Consider the following 15945-nt stretch of genomic DNA (forward strand, 5'->3'; position numbering starts at 1 on the left):
GGCCGCGCCCGCCTGCCGGCGGTGCGCCGGGGCGTGCGGGTGCTCCGCCAGAGCGCTCGGCCCGCTACGGCGGGACTGCGCCCCCGCACGCGGGCTGTCAGGTCAGGCGTCCGCGTGCCCGGGCGGCCCAAGTGCTGCGCGCGAGTCCCGATCCTGCGGCGACGACCCTCGCGTCCAGTGGGGTCGTCACCGAACTGCTCGTCCAGTCGCGGCCCCGCGCCCGTGCTGTCCGCCCTGTGCCTGGCCCAGACCACCTGCCGGGAAGCGCTCTACTACACGTCCCTCATGCCGGCGCGGCCCGATGACGGCAGACTCCGCTGCTTGGCGAGCACGAGTGACACTTCGCCTGAGGTGGCGCAGTGCCGGTAAGAGATCGAACCCGTTGAGTCGGGATCCCCGAGTGATGGCTACTGAGAGTAGCGAGATGGCGTACTGCCCAGTGCTGGCAAGGGCAAGGAGTCATCATCGTGAGTTCGATCTGCCCCTGCTCATTTCACACTCATTTCACATGGAGAGCCCCAGAGGTACTGCAGCCGACCCCTCTCTGCACGTTTCCGCAGGTCAGCGCCTCGCTGACCTGCGGAAACGGTGAGAGATCAACCTGCGTTCCCGCAGGTCGGAGGCGCTGCTACAGGTCGTAGTAGAGCTCGAACTCGTGCGGGTGGGGCCGGAGGGCGATCGGGGCGATCTCGTTGGTGCGCTTGAAGTCGATCCAGGTCTCGATCAGGTCCGGGGTGAACACGTTGCCCGCGAGCAGGTACTCGTGGTCGGCCTCCAGGGCCTCCAGGACGGCCGGGAGGGAGGAGGGCACCTGCGGGACGTTGGCGTGCTCCTCGGGGGCCAGTTCGTAGAGGTCCTTGTCGACCGGCTGCAGCGGCTCGATCTTGTTGCGGATGCCGTCGAGGCCGGCCATCAGCATGGCGGAGAAGGCCAGGTACGGGTTGGAGGACGGGTCCGGTGCGCGGAACTCGATGCGCTTGGCCTTGGCGTTGGAGCCGGTGATCGGGATGCGGATCGCGGCCGAGCGGTTGCGCTGCGAGTAGACCAGGTTGACCGGCGCCTCGAAGCCCGGCACCAGGCGGTGGTAGGAGTTCACCGAGGGGTTGGTGAAGGCCAGCAGCGAGGGGGCGTGCCGCAGCAGGCCGCCGATGTAGTAGCGGGCGGTGTCGGAGAGTCCGGCGTAGCCCTGCTCGTCGTAGAAGAGCGGCGAGCCGTCGGTCCACAGCGACTGGTGGACGTGCATGCCCGAGCCGTTGTCGCCGAAGATCGGCTTCGGCATGAAGGTGGCGGTCTTGCCGTTGCGCCAGGCGACGTTCTTGATGATGTACTTGAACAGCATCAGGTCGTCGGCGGCGTGCAGCAGGGTGTTGAACCGGTAGTTGATCTCCGCCTGGCCGGCCGTGCCGACCTCGTGGTGCTGGCGCTCGACCTCCAGCCCGGCCTTGGCGAGTTCGAGCGACATCTCGGCGCGCAGGTCGGCGAAGTGGTCGACCGGCGGGACGGGGAAGTAGCCGCCCTTGTACTTGACCTTGTAGCCGCGCGCGTCGCCCTCGGCGGCGCCGCTGTTCCAGGCGCCGGCCTCCGAGTCGATGTGGTAGAAGGACGCGTTGGCGCTGGTGTCGAAGCGGACCGAGTCGAAGACGTAGAACTCGGCCTCGGGCCCGAAGAACGCGGTGTCGGCGATGCCGGAGGAGGCGAGGTAGGCCTCGGCCTTCTTGGCGACGTTGCGCGGGTCGCGGCTGTAGGCCTCGCCGGTGACCGGGTCCTGGATGAAGAAGTTGATGTTGAGGTGCTTCTCGGCCCGGAAGGGGTCGAGCCGGGCCGTGGCGAGGTCCGGGACGAGCGCCATGTCGGACTCGTGGATGGCCTGGAAACCGCGGATCGACGAGCCGTCGAACATCAGGATCTCGGACGGATCGAAGGTCGCCGCAGGTACGGAGAAGTGTTGCAGGACGCCCGGCAGGTCACAGAAACGGACGTCGACGAATTTGACGTCGTTGTCCTGGATGAACTGCTTCACTTCGGCGGCGTTGTTGAACATCCATCCTCCTCGGTGTTGCGAATGGGGCTCACCCTAGGAACGGGTCGTTTCCGGTCGGTGACCCTCTCGTTTCCTAGATGTTAACCACCCCCTCCGTCCGGGCGGCAAAGACGTACGGGACGGGGCAAATCACCCCGCCCACCTGGGGCGCCTCCGCCAAGTGGTCTGGACCACTTGGCGGGGCCCGGGGAACGCCCCGCGCCCCGGATTCACCCGGTCGGGGACGACGCCCCGCCCGGAGGGGTGCCGGTGACGGTGTGCGCCGTCAGCCCGGTTAGTGTGGATTCGTGGACACCAGAGAAGCGTTGGGATCGTGGATCGACGGCCCCAGGGCGGCCGCCGAGAAGATGGGCGCCGACTTCGGCTACCGCGGCGAGCGCCTCGGACTGCCCAAGGAGGGCCCCGGCTCGATGGCCGGCCCCGGCCGCCGGATCGGCGCCCTGTTCGTCGACGGCTGGCTCGTCGCGCTGGTCTCGTACGGGCTGATCGCCCGCGGTGACCAGGCCGAGGCCAACCTGTGGACCAGCCCGCTGTTCTTCCTCGTCGCGGCCCTGCTGCTCTCCACGACCGGCACCACGGTCGGCAAGCGGCTGTTCGGCCTCCGGGTGATCCGCCTGGACGGCGGCCGCGCGACCATCCCGCAGGTCCTGCTGCGCACCCTGCTGCTCTGCCTGGTGGTGCCCCCGCTGGTCTGGGACCGCGACACCCGCGGCCTGCACGACAAGGCGGTCGGCACCGTCGAGGTCCGGATCTGAAAGTCGGCCGGGCCACTGATCTGAGTCCGGGCCCCCGGAACCGCCGGCTGAACGTCGGAACGGCCCCGCTGCGGAGTTTCCGCGGCGGGGCCGTTCTGTGTGGACGGGGGAGGGTCAGCGAACCTGGCCGCCCTTGGGCATCCGGGCGCCCTTGGGCATCGGGCCCTTGGGGATCGGCGCCTTGGAGAGCAGGTCGCCCAGCGCGCGCAGGCGGTCGTTGGTCTCGGTGACCTGGGCGGCGGTGATGGCACGGGGCAGGCGCATCAGGTGGATCTGCAGCTTCTTCAGCGGGACCTCGCCCTCGCCGGTGCCCACCACGATGTCGTGCACCGGCACGTCGCCGACGACCCGGGCCATCTTCTTCTTCTCGGAGGCCAGCAGCTGGCGCACCCGGTTCGGGTTGCCTTCGCCGATCAGTGCGATGCCGGCCCGGCCCACCGCGCGGTAGACCGCGTCCTGGTTGCGGGTGACCGCGACCGGGGTGGTGTTAGAGCTCCAGCCGCGCCGGATGTTGTTCAGCACCGCGGCCACAGCGCCCGGCTGCCCCTCCATCTGTCCGAACGCGGCGCGCTCGGCCCGGCGCCCGAAGACGATCGCCATGGCCAGCACGGCCACGATGAAGCCCAGGATGCCCAGGTAGACAGGGTGGTCGATCGCGAAGCCGATGGCGAGGAACACGCCGAAGGTCAGCAGGCCGACGCCGGCGATGATCAGGCCGATCTTGGTGTCGACCTTCTTGGTCATGGTGTACGCCAGACGGATCTGCTTCAGCCGTCCGGGGTTCTCGGATGTTTCCCTCGCCATAACGCTCATGGTACGTGGCACCGGTGCGGGATATCCAAGCCCGGGTACCCGTTCGCCCGAACCGTGACCCGTGTGCCCGTACGCTGTCGCGCACAGCGACGTCGTGGACCCGCCCCGGTACGGAGGGTGGTGCCGCGGTCGCTGCCGCCGCACCGGCGCGAGTCGGCCGGTGCCGCCTTCACCGGTGGAGGGCCCGGCCCCCCGCCGTCCCCGTCGTCTCGGCCGTCGCCACCGCGTCGTGCCGGCGGTCCGCCGCGTACCGGCGGTCCTCGCAGACCGCCGCCCAGGCGTTGCGGCGCGCGTGCTGCTGGCCGGGCGCGAGCAGGACGCTCTCGGCGAACCGCAGCGCCGCCCCCACCGACCGGATCCGCATCCCCATGCCGAACAGCTCCTCTCGTGGCTGAGAAGAATCGAACACCCACTGGGCGTCCATCGTCCCCACCCCGTGTTACCAGCCCGTGACCAGGCAGTCAAAGCGTGGTGAAACCAGAAGGGCGGAGCCGCGGCTCCGCCCTTCCAATGGCTCAATCCGGGCCGTCCGACCCGCTCGATCCGTCCGACCCGGCTGCACGGGCCGCCCCGGTCGCGACCGTCAGACCGACGCCTGCTCGCGCCGCTCCAGCGCCTGCCGGTACAGCCGGCCGGCCCGGTACGAGGAGCGCACCAGCGGGCCCGACATGACGCCGGCGAAGCCCAGCTCCTCGGCCTCCTGCTGGAGCTCGACGAACTCGTGCGGCTTCACCCAGCGCTCCACCGGGTGGTGGCGCAGCGAGGGGCGCAGGTACTGGGTGATGGTGATGAGCTCGCAGCCGGCGCCGACCAGGTCGGCGAGCGCCTGGCTGACCTCCTCGCGGGTCTCGCCCATGCCCAGGATCAGGTTGGACTTGGTGACCAGCCCGGCCGCGCGGGCCTGGGTGATGACGTCCAGCGAGCGCTCGTAGCGGAACGCCGGGCGGATCCGCTTGAAGATGCGCGGCACCGTCTCGACGTTGTGCGCGAGCACCTCGGGGCGGGAGGAGAAGACCTCGGCCAGCTGCTCCGGCACCGCGTTGAAGTCGGGGATGAGCAGCTCGACGCCGGTACGGCCGGTGGCGCGGTCGGCGGTCATCGCGTGCACCTGGCGCACGGTCTCGGCGTACAGCCAGGCGCCGCCGTCCTCCAGGTCGTCGCGGGCGACGCCGGTGATGGTGGCGTAGTTGAGGTCCATGGTGACGATGGACTCGGCGACCCGGCGGGGCTCGTCGCGGTCGAACTCGGCGGGCTTGCCGGTGTCGATCTGGCAGAAGTCGCAGCGGCGGGTGCACTGGTCACCGCCGATGAGGAAGGTCGCCTCGCGGTCCTCCCAGCACTCGAAGATGTTGGGGCAGCCGGCCTCCTGGCAGACCGTGTGCAGCCCCTCCTTCTTCACCAGCGACTGGAGGGCGTTGTACTCCGGGCCCATCTTCGCGCGGGTCTTGATCCACTCGGGCTTCCGCTCGATGGGGGTCTCGCTGTTGCGGACCTCCAGGCGGAGCAGCTTCCTGCCGTCGGGCGCGACAGCGGACACGTGCGACTCCTAGAACTAGACGGGGTACCCCCAGGGTACGCCTGTGGTTGTACGGGCTTCGCCGGGCCTACCGCCCTGCAATCGCAGGGCAACACGGCTACCGGTCAGTAGATTCCCAGTGGTTCGGGGGCACTGCGGCGGAGTACAGGCCGGCCCGGCGGCCGGAGGCCCCCGGACCAGCTGCCCGGATCAGCGGCTGAGCGCCGGTTCGGGCAGCTCGGCGAAGAGCTCCGCCAGGTGCCGCTCGACCACCGGCGCCGCCTCGGCGACCGGCAGCCCGCGCTTCAGCTCGCCGGTGAGCGAGGCCACACCGGCGTCCCGGATCCCGCACGGCACGATCTTGTCGAACCAGGTCATGTCCGGGTCGCAGTTGAGTGCGAAGCCGTGCATCGTCACCCCGCGGGCGACCCGCACGCCGATCGCGGCGAGCTTGCGGTCGTCGCCGCGCTGCCCGGCGTTGGAGGGCGCGTACTCGGGGCCGGCCAGCCGCGGGTCGATACCCAGCGGCAGGCCCATCCGCAGGGTCAGCTTGCCGATGTCCACCACCTGGGCCGGGTCGACCACGGCGTCCGGGATGGACTCGCCCAGCACCCAGACCCCGCTGCGGCCCTCGACCCGGGCGGTGTCGATGCCGAAGTGGCCGGCGGTGCGGATCAGCGCCTCCTCCAGCCGGCGGACGTAGGCGATGACGTCGATCGGGTCCGGCAGCTTGACGATCGGGTAGCCGACCAGCTGGCCGGGGCCGTGCCAGGTGATCTCGCCGCCCCGGTTGACCTCGACCACCGGGGTGCCGTCCAGCGGCAGGTCGGCGGGGTTGGTGCGCTTGCCCATGGTGTACACGGACTGGTGCTCCAGGAGCAGGACGGTGTCGGGGATCTCGTCCGCGACCCGCAGCGCGTGCAGCCGCTGCTGCTCCTGCCACGCCTCCTGGTAGGGCACGGTGCGCTCACCTATGCCCAGGTGAACAAAACGCACGTTCTCGCTCATGCGCCCGCCCCGCTCCGCTCGGCAGTCACGTCGCGAGACGCGCTGCCCTTGATCGTCCGCTCGCTCCGCTCGTTCACCGCTTGCCGCTCCTTGCCAGGTGTTCGAGACCAACCTCGCCACTGTACGCCCCGGCCCGGTGGAGTCCCTCAGCCGCCCGCGAGCAGCTGGAGGCGCAGCGCGAGCTGGAGCTCCAGCGACCGCTCGGGGTGGTTCCAGTCCCGTCCGAGCAGCGCCTCGACCCGGTCCAGCCGCTGCACCACCGTGTTCACGTGGACGTGCAGTTCGTCCTTGGCCCGGGTGAGGCTGCCGCCGCAGTCGAAGTAGGCGCGCAGGGTGCGGACCAGTTCGGTGCCGCGCCGGGCGTCGTAGGCGAGCAGCGGGCCGAGGGCGGCGCCGACGAAGCCGTCCACGTCGTGGCCGTCGCCGAGCAGCACCCCGAGGAAGCCGAGCGAGCGGGCCGAGGCGCCCTCCCCGGCGCGGCCGAGCACCCGCAGGGCCCGGACGCAGCGCAGGCCCTCGGCGTACGAGGTGGCCAGCGCGGCCGGGCCGGCGGACGGGCGGCCGGCGCCGACGGTGACCGGGAACCCGGCCAGCCGGGCCAGCCGCTCGGCGGCCTGCCGGGCGGTCTCCTCGGGGTCCTCGGCCGCGGCCGCCTCGGCGGGCACCAGCAGCACCACCGCCTCGCCGTGTTCGGCGCTGACGCCCCGGGAGCCGAACAGGTACCGGCGGGCGGCGCCGGCCAGCCGTCCCCGGTCGGGTCCGGCCGGCCCGTCCGGCTCGGCGGGCTCCGCGACCAGGACCAGGTGCGGCCGGGCGAGGTCGACGCCGAGCCGGCGGCCGCGCGCGGTGAGCCCGGCCGGGTCGCGGTCGGGCGCGCTGAGCAGGTCGGTGAGCAGCTCGCCGCGGACCCGGTTCTCGGTCTCGGCGACCGAGCGGCGCAGCAGCAGGAGCAGCGCGGTCACCACGCCGGCCCGCTCGAACAGCCGCCGGTCGGCGTCGTCGAGGTCGGGCCGTCCGCGCAGCACCAGGGTGCCCAGGGTGTCGTGCCCGGCCAGCACCGCGCAGACCCACAGCTCGCCGTGGCGCACCGACCGGCCCTCGGTGCGGGAGGCGGTGACGGCCCCGGCCAGCTCGGCGGCGGGGGCGGACCGTCCGGCCAGCGGCTCGCCCTCGGCGTCGAGGACCGCTATGTCCCCGTCCAGCAGCGCCGCGACGGCCGCGGCGACGTCCGGTACCTCGGCGCCGCGCAGCACCAGGTCGGTGAGCCGGTCGTGTGCCTGCTCGGCGCGCTGGACGGCGGCGGAGTGGGCCCGCACCAGCTCGTTGGCGGCGTTGAGTTCGGCGAGCGCGGCCCGGGTGTCGGCGAGCGACTTGGCGGTGTCCAGGGCGATCGCGGCGTGCGCGGCCAGCGTGCAGAGCAGCGCGACCTCGTCGGGGGAGAAGGCGCGGGGTGAGCGGTCGGCGGCGAACAGCACCCCGATGACCTGTCCGCCGAGCAGCAGCGGCACCCCGATGATCGCCACCAGGCCTTCGTCGAGCACGCCCGCGTCGATCGTGCCGGTGTGGTGGAAGCGTTCGTCGGTGCGGTAGTCGGGGGTCGCGTACGGGCGGGCGGTCTGGGCGACCAGGCCGCCCAGTCCGTCGCCGAGGCTGAGCCGCAGGGTCTGGAACAGGACGGAGACCGAGCCGTCGGTGACCCGCATGTAGGTGTCGCCGGCGGCTTCGTCCGGCAGGGTCAGGTAGGCGGTGTCGGTGCCGAGCAGCATCCGGGCCCGGCGGACGATCGCCTGGAGCACGGTGTCCAGTTCGCGGGAGGCGGCGAGGTCCCCGGCGGTGTCGAACAGTGCGGTCAACTCGGCCTCACGGCGGCGGTGTTGACGCAGGGTGCGGTGGACCCGCAGGGCCTGCCAGGTGGCGTCGTCGATCTCGGTGAGGACGGTGGCCGACGCCCCGTGGCGGCGGGCGTCGGCCAGTACGTCGGCGAAGTCCTCGGTGGCGGCGCCCGAGACGAGCAGGTCGAGCAGCCGCCGCAGCGCGGGAGCGGCGCTTTCGTGAGGGTGGTTCATGGTGCGTGCCGCCAATCGGCAGTGGGGCGGAAGCGCGATAGTAACGGCTGGGTCGTCAGGCGGTGGCGGGCTTCGCGACCGGGGTGGTATCCGCCTCCGGCGCCTCCGTGTCGGCGACGTCGGCGACGTCCGCGAGGTCCTGGCCCCTGGTCTCCCGCCCGCAGAGCACCGCGAAGACGGTGATCACGGCCGCGGTGGCGACGTACACCGAGATCGGCGTCGCGCTGCCGTAGTCCTTGAGCAGCGCGGTGGCGATCAGCGGCGCCGGGGCGCCGGCCGCGACCGAGGAGAACTGGGCCCCGATCGAGGCGCCCGAGTAGCGCATCCGGGTCGCGAACAGCTCGGAGAAGAAGGCCGCCTGGGGCGCGTACATCGCGCTGTGGAAGACCAGTCCGACGGTCACGGCGAGGACCAGCGAGCCGAACGACCGGGTGTCCACCATCCCGAAGAACACGAACGCCCAGACCCCGACCCCGACCGCGCCCACCAGGTACACCGGCCTGCGCCCGACCCGGTCGGACAGCGCGCCGAACAGCGGGATCAGCGCGAACTGCACGGCGGAGCCGATCAGTACGGCGTTGAGCGCGCTCTGCTTGCCGAAGTGCGCGTGGGTGACGGCGTAGGTCAGCACGAACGTCGTCATGACGTAGTACGAGATGTTCTCCGCCATCCGGGCGCCCATGGCGACCAGCACCTCCCGCCAGTGGTGCTTCAACACGCTGACCAGCGGCGGCTGTTCGACGGTCTCCCGGGCCTGCTGCGCCGCCAGCGCGGCCTTGAACAGCGGCGACTCGTCCACCGCGAGCCGGATCCACATCCCGACCGCGACCAGCAGCGCCGACAGCAGGAACGGCACCCGCCAGCCCCAGGACAGGAACTCCGCGTCCGACTGCACCGTGGTCAGCAGCGACAGCGCCCCCGCCGCCAGCAGGTTCCCGGCCGGCGCCCCGCCCTGCGGCCAGGACGCCCAGAAGCCCCGGCGCCGCTGGTCCCCGTGCTCCGACACCAGCAGGACGGCCCCGCCCCACTCGCCGCCGAGCGCGAAGCCCTGCACCAGCCGCAGCGCCGTCAGCAGCACCGGCGCCGCGACCCCGATCGAGTCGTAGGTCGGCAGCAGGCCGATCGCCGTGGTCGACCCGCCCATCAGCAGCAGGCTGACCACCAGCAGCTTCTTCCGCCCCACCCGGTCCCCGAAGTGCCCGAACACCAGGGCCCCGAGCGGCCGCGCCGCGAACCCGATCGCGTAGGTGAGGAAGGACAGCAGTGTCCCGGTCAGCGGGTCGCTGTGCGGGAAGAACAGCTTCCCGAACACCAGCGCCGCGGACGTTCCGTACAAGAAGTAGTCGTACCACTCGATGGTCGTGCCGATCAGGCTGGCAGCCACCACTCTCGGGAGTGAACTGCGCGTCGCCGTACCGCTTGCGGGGGAGTCGGGGGAGTCCATGTGCCACCACTTCCAGGGCCGAGGGGGAGTCGATGCCGCCACGAGGCGGGGGTCCACGAGGCGGGGATCCGCGCGGCGGAGGCCCGCGCGGGAGGAGCGGGTCAGTGCGCCGTCCAGCCGCCGTCGACCGGGAGGCTGGCGCCGGTGATGTACGAGGCGGTGGGGGAGCAGAGCCAGAGGGCGAGCTGGGCGATCTCGTCGGGTTCGATGAGGCGCTTCACGGCGGTGCGGTCGAGCATGATCCGCTCGACCACCTCGTCCTCGCGGATGCCGTGGGCGAGCGCCTGGGCGGCGATCTGCTTCTCCACCAGGGGGGTGCGGACGTAGCCGGGGTTGATGCAGTTGCTGGTGACGCCGTACGGCGCGCCCTCCAGGGCGACCGTCTTGCTCAGGCCCTCCAGGGCGTGCTTCGCGGTGACGTACGCGGACTTGAAGGCGCTGGCCCGCAGGCCGTGGACGGAGGAGACGTTGACGATCCGTCCCCACTCCCGCTCGTACATGTGCGGCAGGGTCCGGCGCAGGATGCGGAACGGGGCCTCGACCATGACGCGCTGGATGAGCGTGAAGCGGTCCGGCGGGAACTCGTGGACCGGCGCGACGTGCTGGAGCCCGGCGTTGTTGACCACGATGTCGGCGTCGTCCGGCAGGGCGTCCACGGCCTCGGGGTCGGCGAGGTCGGTGACCAGCGCGCGCCCGCCGATCCGCTCGGCGAGCTCCTCGGCCGGACCGGCCGCGAGGTCGACGACGTAGACCCGGGCGCCGGCCCCGGCGAGGGCCTCGGCACAGGCCCGGCCGATGCCCGAGGCGGCTCCGGTGACCAGAGCCGTGCGGCCGTCGAGCGGGCGGGCTGTAGTGGTGTCCATGGCCGAGAACGGTAGGAATCCGGCGGTCCGGCTCCCATGTGGTGGGCCACCACAGCATCCCGCCGGGCTGTGGCGGCAACCACTACGACCCTCGATCGACGGTTCGACCGCGGAAGGCCAAACCCATGGTGACCGCGCTTCCCCACAATGGGCGCGGTTGCTTCACCCGTTCGGAGGATTGCTCGGTCAGATCCACCCATAGCGCCCGAATGCTCGCTACATTCACGCCGATTCCCGACAGGGGGCGCCGCCCCAGGCCGCCGAAGTGCTGGTAGAGCCCGGTGCGACGTCCGAGAGGTGTTGACAGACATGCCCCAACGGCCTGCAACCGACAGCCCGGCGTACGGACCGCTCGACCCGCTCGGCCAACACCGAGGTCCGGTCGGCCGGACCCTTCCGGACGCCCCCGACGCCCTGGCTCCCGACGCCCTGACCGGCGACACGCTGACCGCCGACGATCCGACCGCCGACGCACTGCGGCTGCCCGCGCAGGCCACACCCGACCGGCACGAGACCCCCGGCGCCCCCGCGCCCGGGCGCAGCGGCGGCCACTCCGGCCCGGCCCCGCAGAACGGCCAGCTCGCCGCACTGATCGAGGAGGCCGGCTTCTCGCACGCGGGGCTGGCCCGCCGGGTCGACCAGCTCGGCCTGGAGCACGGCCTCGACCTGCGCTACGACAAGACCTCGGTCACCCGCTGGCTGCGCGGCCAGCAGCCCCGCGGCGCCACCCCGGCCCTGATCGCCGAGGTCTTCACCCGGCGCCTCGGCCGCCGCCTCACCGCCCAGGACCTCGGCCTGGACGCCTGCGCCCCGGTCTACGCCGGCCTGGAGTTCGCCGAGACCCCGCAGGAAGCGGTGGACATCGTGGCGAGCATGTGGCGCAAGGACAACGGCCCGCAGTCCGAGCTGCGCCGGATCGCCTTCACCCCGGCCGGCCTGGTCGTCCCCAGCCGGGACTGGCTGATCGGCCGCACCGACGAGCGGGTCGCCCGGGACGGCTCCACCCTGGCCCGTCCGGACACCGCCACCGGCCCGCCGCCGCCCGGTACGGCCGCCGCCACCGGCGCGCCCGGGCAGGGCGCGCCCGGCGCGTCCGCCACGAGCCCGGCGCGCGGACCGGTCGGCGGCGCCCCCGGCCTGCACGGCGGCCCCGGCGCGCCCACCGCGCGGAGCACGGCCGGGACGACCGGCACCGCTCCCACCATCGGCCGGGTGCCCACCCAGAGCCGCCGCCCGCCGGTCGCGGTCGAGCCGCCGTACTCCGACCCGGCCCGCGAGTCCCGTCCCGCGCTGCGGGTCGGCCGCGGCGACATCGCGGCCATCCGCGCCGTCGGCGACCTCTTCCGGGCGCTCGACCACGCCTACGGCGGCGGCCACGCCCGCCAGGCGCTGGTCCGCTACCTGGAGAGCGAGGCCGAGCCGATGCTGCGCGGCCGCTACGGCGAGCAGATCGGCCGGGCCCTGTTCGGCGCCGTCGCCGACCTGACCAGGCTGGCCGGCTGGACGTCCTTCGACATCGCCGCGCACGGCCTCGCCCAGCGCTACTTCGTCCAGGCGCTGCGGCTGTCCCAGGCCGCCGGGGACCGCGCGCTCGGCGGCTACGTCCTGGTGACGATGAGCCAGCAGGCCGTCCACCTCGGCCACGGCCGGGAGGCGGTCCAGCTCGCCCGGGTCGCCCAGCAGGGCGTGGGCACCGCGGTCCCGCCGGTGGTCCAGTCGCTGATGCACGCCGCCGAGGCCCGCGGGCACGGCCTGCTGGGCGACGTCCGCTCCTGCACCACCGCCCTGGTGCGCGCCGAGCGGGCCCTGGCGGCCTCCCGGACGGGCGACGAACTGCCGGCCTGGGCACGGTACTTCGACGAGGCGCAGCTCTCCGACGAGTTCGCCCACTGCTACCGCGACCTGCAGCAGTGGCGCACCGCCGCCCAACACGCCGAGAAGTCGCTGCGGCTGCGCTCGCCCGCCTACGCCCGCAGCCGGATCTTCTGCCGGCTGGTGCTGGCCACCGCCCGGCTCGGCATGGGGGACCTCGACGAGGCCTGCACCATGGCCACCGACGCGCTGCGGGCGGCGGGCGAGATGCGCTCGGCGCGCTCGCTGGAGTACGTCCGGGACTTCCACCGCCGCCTCACCCCCTACCGCGGCAGCCCGGTGGCCCGCGCCTTCGAGGAGACGGCCCGGCAGGCGGGGGTGATCTGACCGGCCCGGCGCACGGGGGAGTCCGGGTCCGGCCGGCTCCCCGGCGGCCGCGCGTCCCGCCAGGGCCCTACCAGCTCTCGGCCCGGACCCTCGGCCGCTCCTGCCCGTCCCCCGCCTCCGGCCGCGCACCGCCGCGCACCCGTTGCGCGGCCAGCGGGAACACCAGCACCGACAGCATCCCGGCGCCGACCAGCGCCGCCGCCGTCGAGGAGGGCAGGTGCCCGGCGTCCACCTCGATCGTGGTGATCACCACGACCAGCGGCAGCGCCGTCGCCCCGTACAGGGTGAGCGCCGCGCGGTCGCGCCGGCCGAGCCCGGCCGGGGCGAGCAGTCCGGCCGGCAGTCCGCGCACCACCAGGAACAGCAGCAGGAACACCGGGACGAGCAGCAGCGTGCCCGGGTCGTCCAGCAGCGCGTCCAGGTCGAAGTTCATCCCGCTGACCACGAAGAAGACCGGCACCAGGAAGCCGAAGCCGATGGCCTCCAGCTTGGCCTCGATCACCTCCTCCTCGGCCCGCCGGATGTCGGAGAGCAGCAGCCGGGAGACGATCCCGGCGGTGAAGGCGCCGAGCAGCATGTCGAGGTCGAGCCAGAGGGCGGCGGCGACCATGGCGGCCAGCACCAGGATCACCGCGCGGATCGCGAACTGCCCGGAGGTGCGCAGGGTCCGCTCGATGAGCCGGGTGCTCCAGGCCGGGCGGGGGCGGCGGGCGCCGAGCACGGCGACGGCGGTGATCACCGCGAAGGCGCCGAGGATGACCGCCGTCCGGGCGGGGGAGTTGCCGCTGAGCAGCACGGCGATCGCGATGATCGGCGCGAACTCGCCGACCGCCCCGGTGGCCATCACCAGCGAGCCGAACGGGGTCGGCAGTTCCCCGGAGTCGCGCAGGATCGGCAGGATCGTGCCGAGGGCGGTGGTGGTGAGCACCAGCCCGGCGAAGGCGCCGTCCAGCGGATCGGGGTTGACCAGCGCGCCCACACCGAGGGCGACGACCAGCGAGAACAGCCACGCGGCGCCCGCCCGTTTCAGCGGGCCGCCGCGCAGCTTGCCGAAGTCGATCTCGTACCCGGCCAGGAACATCAGCATGGCCAGGCCGAACTGGGAGAGCGCGTCGACCAGTTCGTCGACGTTCGCCCAGCCCAGGACGTCCGGGCCGATCAGCACTCCGAGCACGATCTCGACCACGACGGTCGGTACGGCGATCCACCGCAGCAACCGGTCGGCGACCAGCGGCGCGGCCACGGCCGCGGCGGGGATCAGGAGCAGGTTCAGCGGTTGCGCGGCGACGGTGCTCACCGCTCCGCCGGCCGGACGGTCGGATCGGCCGCACCGCGCGGATCGGTCGTACCACTCGGATCGGTCATACCCGGCAGATCGGTCAGGTCGGTCACAGCGGCATCCTGGCACGCCGTCGGTCTGTCACCCCGGCAGACCGCTGGCGTGTCCGGACACCGCGGAGGAACGCCGAACCGCACCGAACAGCACCGAGCCGCGCCGCCCGGTGCGCCGCCGCCGACGGCGCGGTGCTCAGGCCGCCGCCTCCGCCTCCCGGGCGCCGGCGGGCACCCCGAGGTCGCGCAGCACCGCCCGGGCCGCCCGCCGCCCGGAGACCAGTGCGCCCTGCGCGGTGCTGGTGTCCCGGTGGTCCCCGGCGACGTACAGCCCGGCCAGCAGGCGCACCGGGCGCCGGGTGTTGTGCGGCGGCGGCATGGCGGGCAGCGCGTCCGGGACGTGCCGCACGCTGAGGAACTGCCAGTCCGTCGTCGAGGTGCCGTAGAGCTCGGTGAGCCGGGCCCGGACGGCGGGTTCCAGCCCGGCCGGGCCGCCCGGGTCGAAGGCGCGCCGCCCGAGCACGGTGGTGGCGACCAGTGCCTGGCCGGCCGGGGCGTAGGACGGGTGCAGCTCGCTGAGCACCAGCGAGTGCGAGACCAGCGGCGGGTGCCCGTTCGGCCGGTCGCCGTCGAGCAGCAGGACGGCCTCGCCCACCGGGGCCCGGTCGGCCGCGTGGTAGAAGGTCGTGACGGGGTGGAAGTCCGGCAGCCGCAGTCCGGGCAGCAGCTCGGCGGCGGAGCGGGCGTCGGTGGCGACGACGACGGCCTGGGCGCCTATCCGCCCGTGCTCGCGGGTCTCCACGCCGTCCGCCGCGACCGAGGTGACCTGCACCCCGGTGCGGACGGTGCCGACGGGCAGGGCGGCGGCCAGCTGGGCCGGCACCGCCGCGATCCCGCCGGCGGGCAGACAGAGCCGTCCGCGGGCGTACGAGCGCAGCACCAGGTCGGCGACCCGGCTGCTGGTGCCGAGCGCCGGATCGCCGAGCAGGGCGCTGAGCAGCGGGCGCAGGAAGCCGTCGACCGTGCGCGGGGCGAGGCCGTGGCCGGTCAGCGCGCGGGCGGCGGTGGTCTCCGGCCGGGCCTGGAGCCGCCCGACCGGGGTGGCGGCGAGCCGGCCGAGCCAGCTGGCCAGCCGGGCCTTGTCCAGTGGGCTGCCCAGCGGGGCGCGGGTGGCGGCCTGCCGGGCGGCGGTGAGCTGCGGGTCCCCGGCGCGGTACCGGCGGCCGCCGCTGTGCACGAGCACGCCGGGCGCGAGCGGGCGCAGGTCGAGGCGGTCGAGGTCGAGCGCGCGGCGCAGCTCGGGGAAGGCGGTGTTCAGCAGGTGGCCGCCGTCGTCGAGCCGGAATCCGTCCAGCTCGCGGGTGGTCATGCGGCCGCCGATCCGGTCGCCGCTCTCCAGGACCTGAACGGCGAGGCCGTGGCCGGTGAGCGCGCGGGCCGCGATCAGGCCCGCGAGTCCGGCGCCGACCACGATGACGTCCGGGTCGGACGGCCGGCGGGCACGGCGGGTGAAGTCGTACGTGGGCACGGGCGTGCTCCCTCCCTGGTCCCGGGGCTCCGGCCGACGCAGGCAGCGGGGTGCCGGGACACGGTCCGAGGAGGGTGATGCCCAGTCAGTGTGAGCATCAGACAAGCGCATCGAGCCGGATTCGAAGGCCGGTCGTGGTTGTGCGGCACCGGGCAGGGGCGCGGTCACGGACAGTGCGCCCTGGTGGCCGGGTTCGGGGGTCGGCGGGCGCGCACGGTCACCGGGGGCGTGCGACGCGCCCGCCGTGTGCTCCCGTGCGCCCCCTGCCGGAGCCCCGTCCGGCCCCCGCCCGGCATATGCCCTTGGCCAGGGCGGATGCCGTAGCCGGAGGTACGCACGACACCCGGCGCGCGTACGTCACGGCACCGCCGCGAGCACCG

Annotated in this window: 12 protein-coding genes; 2 read left to right on the top strand and 10 right to left on the bottom strand. The window is 73.4% G+C overall.

What is annotated here, in order from left to right:
- Nucleotides 1-628: 628 nt before the first annotated feature.
- Nucleotides 629-2041 (bottom strand): type I glutamate--ammonia ligase, encoded by a 1413-nt coding sequence (gene glnA, locus ACYP53_RS16695; protein WP_189915240.1) that lies wholly within the window; start codon nucleotides 2039-2041, stop codon nucleotides 629-631.
- 287 nt (nucleotides 2042-2328) lie between these two features.
- Between glnA and ACYP53_RS16700 the strand changes: the two genes are divergently transcribed.
- Nucleotides 2329-2796 carry an RDD family protein gene (locus tag ACYP53_RS16700; protein ID WP_189915238.1) on the top strand — a complete coding sequence of 156 codons (468 nt, stop codon included), beginning with the start codon at nucleotides 2329-2331 and terminating at the stop codon, nucleotides 2794-2796.
- A gap of 114 nt (nucleotides 2797-2910) precedes the next feature.
- Here ACYP53_RS16700 and ACYP53_RS16705 read toward each other — a convergent pair whose 3' ends face one another.
- From ACYP53_RS16705 to ACYP53_RS16735, 7 genes are all read right to left on the bottom strand, one after another.
- Nucleotides 2911-3600 carry a DUF4191 domain-containing protein gene (locus ACYP53_RS16705; RefSeq protein ID WP_189915237.1) on the bottom strand — a complete coding sequence of 230 codons (690 nt, stop codon included), beginning with the start codon at nucleotides 3598-3600 and terminating at the stop codon, nucleotides 2911-2913.
- A 178-nt stretch (nucleotides 3601-3778) separates the two neighbouring features.
- Nucleotides 3779-4033, bottom strand: a complete 255-nt coding sequence (locus tag ACYP53_RS16710) for a hypothetical protein (protein ID WP_459647850.1) — start codon at nucleotides 4031-4033, stop codon at nucleotides 3779-3781.
- Nucleotides 4034-4192: 159 nt separating this feature from the next.
- Nucleotides 4193-5146, bottom strand: coding sequence for a lipoyl synthase (gene lipA / locus ACYP53_RS16715; RefSeq protein WP_189915233.1), 954 nt, complete (start codon nucleotides 5144-5146; stop codon nucleotides 4193-4195).
- Between the two features lie 189 nt (nucleotides 5147-5335).
- On the bottom strand, nucleotides 5336-6133 hold the full coding sequence (lipB, locus tag ACYP53_RS16720; protein ID WP_189915231.1) for a lipoyl(octanoyl) transferase LipB: 798 nt from the start codon (nucleotides 6131-6133) through the stop codon (nucleotides 5336-5338).
- Between the two features lie 146 nt (nucleotides 6134-6279).
- Complete coding sequence (locus ACYP53_RS16725) at nucleotides 6280-8199, bottom strand: helix-turn-helix domain-containing protein (RefSeq protein ID WP_459647851.1); 1920 nt, start codon at nucleotides 8197-8199, stop codon at nucleotides 6280-6282.
- A gap of 55 nt (nucleotides 8200-8254) precedes the next feature.
- Nucleotides 8255-9643 carry an MFS transporter gene (locus ACYP53_RS16730; protein ID WP_459647852.1) on the bottom strand — a complete coding sequence of 463 codons (1389 nt, stop codon included), beginning with the start codon at nucleotides 9641-9643 and terminating at the stop codon, nucleotides 8255-8257.
- A gap of 101 nt (nucleotides 9644-9744) precedes the next feature.
- Nucleotides 9745-10506 (bottom strand): 3-hydroxybutyrate dehydrogenase, encoded by a 762-nt coding sequence (locus ACYP53_RS16735; protein WP_189915225.1) that lies wholly within the window; start codon nucleotides 10504-10506, stop codon nucleotides 9745-9747.
- Between the two features lie 309 nt (nucleotides 10507-10815).
- Between ACYP53_RS16735 and ACYP53_RS16740 the strand changes: the two genes are divergently transcribed.
- On the top strand, nucleotides 10816-12705 hold the full coding sequence (locus tag ACYP53_RS16740; RefSeq protein WP_459647853.1) for a regulator: 1890 nt from the start codon (nucleotides 10816-10818) through the stop codon (nucleotides 12703-12705).
- A gap of 67 nt (nucleotides 12706-12772) precedes the next feature.
- Here the strand turns inward: ACYP53_RS16740 and ACYP53_RS16745 are convergent, their stop codons facing one another.
- Nucleotides 12773-14002: a cation:proton antiporter gene (locus ACYP53_RS16745; RefSeq protein ID WP_459647854.1), complete on the bottom strand. Its 1230-nt coding sequence runs from the start codon at nucleotides 14000-14002 to the stop codon at nucleotides 12773-12775.
- 231 nt (nucleotides 14003-14233) lie between these two features.
- Nucleotides 14234-15565, bottom strand: a complete 1332-nt coding sequence (locus tag ACYP53_RS16750) for an NAD(P)/FAD-dependent oxidoreductase (RefSeq protein ID WP_229928484.1) — start codon at nucleotides 15563-15565, stop codon at nucleotides 14234-14236.
- Between the last annotated feature and the right edge of the window lie 380 nt (nucleotides 15566-15945).

It is taken from the genome of Kitasatospora sp. Ki12, from assembly GCF_054601375.1.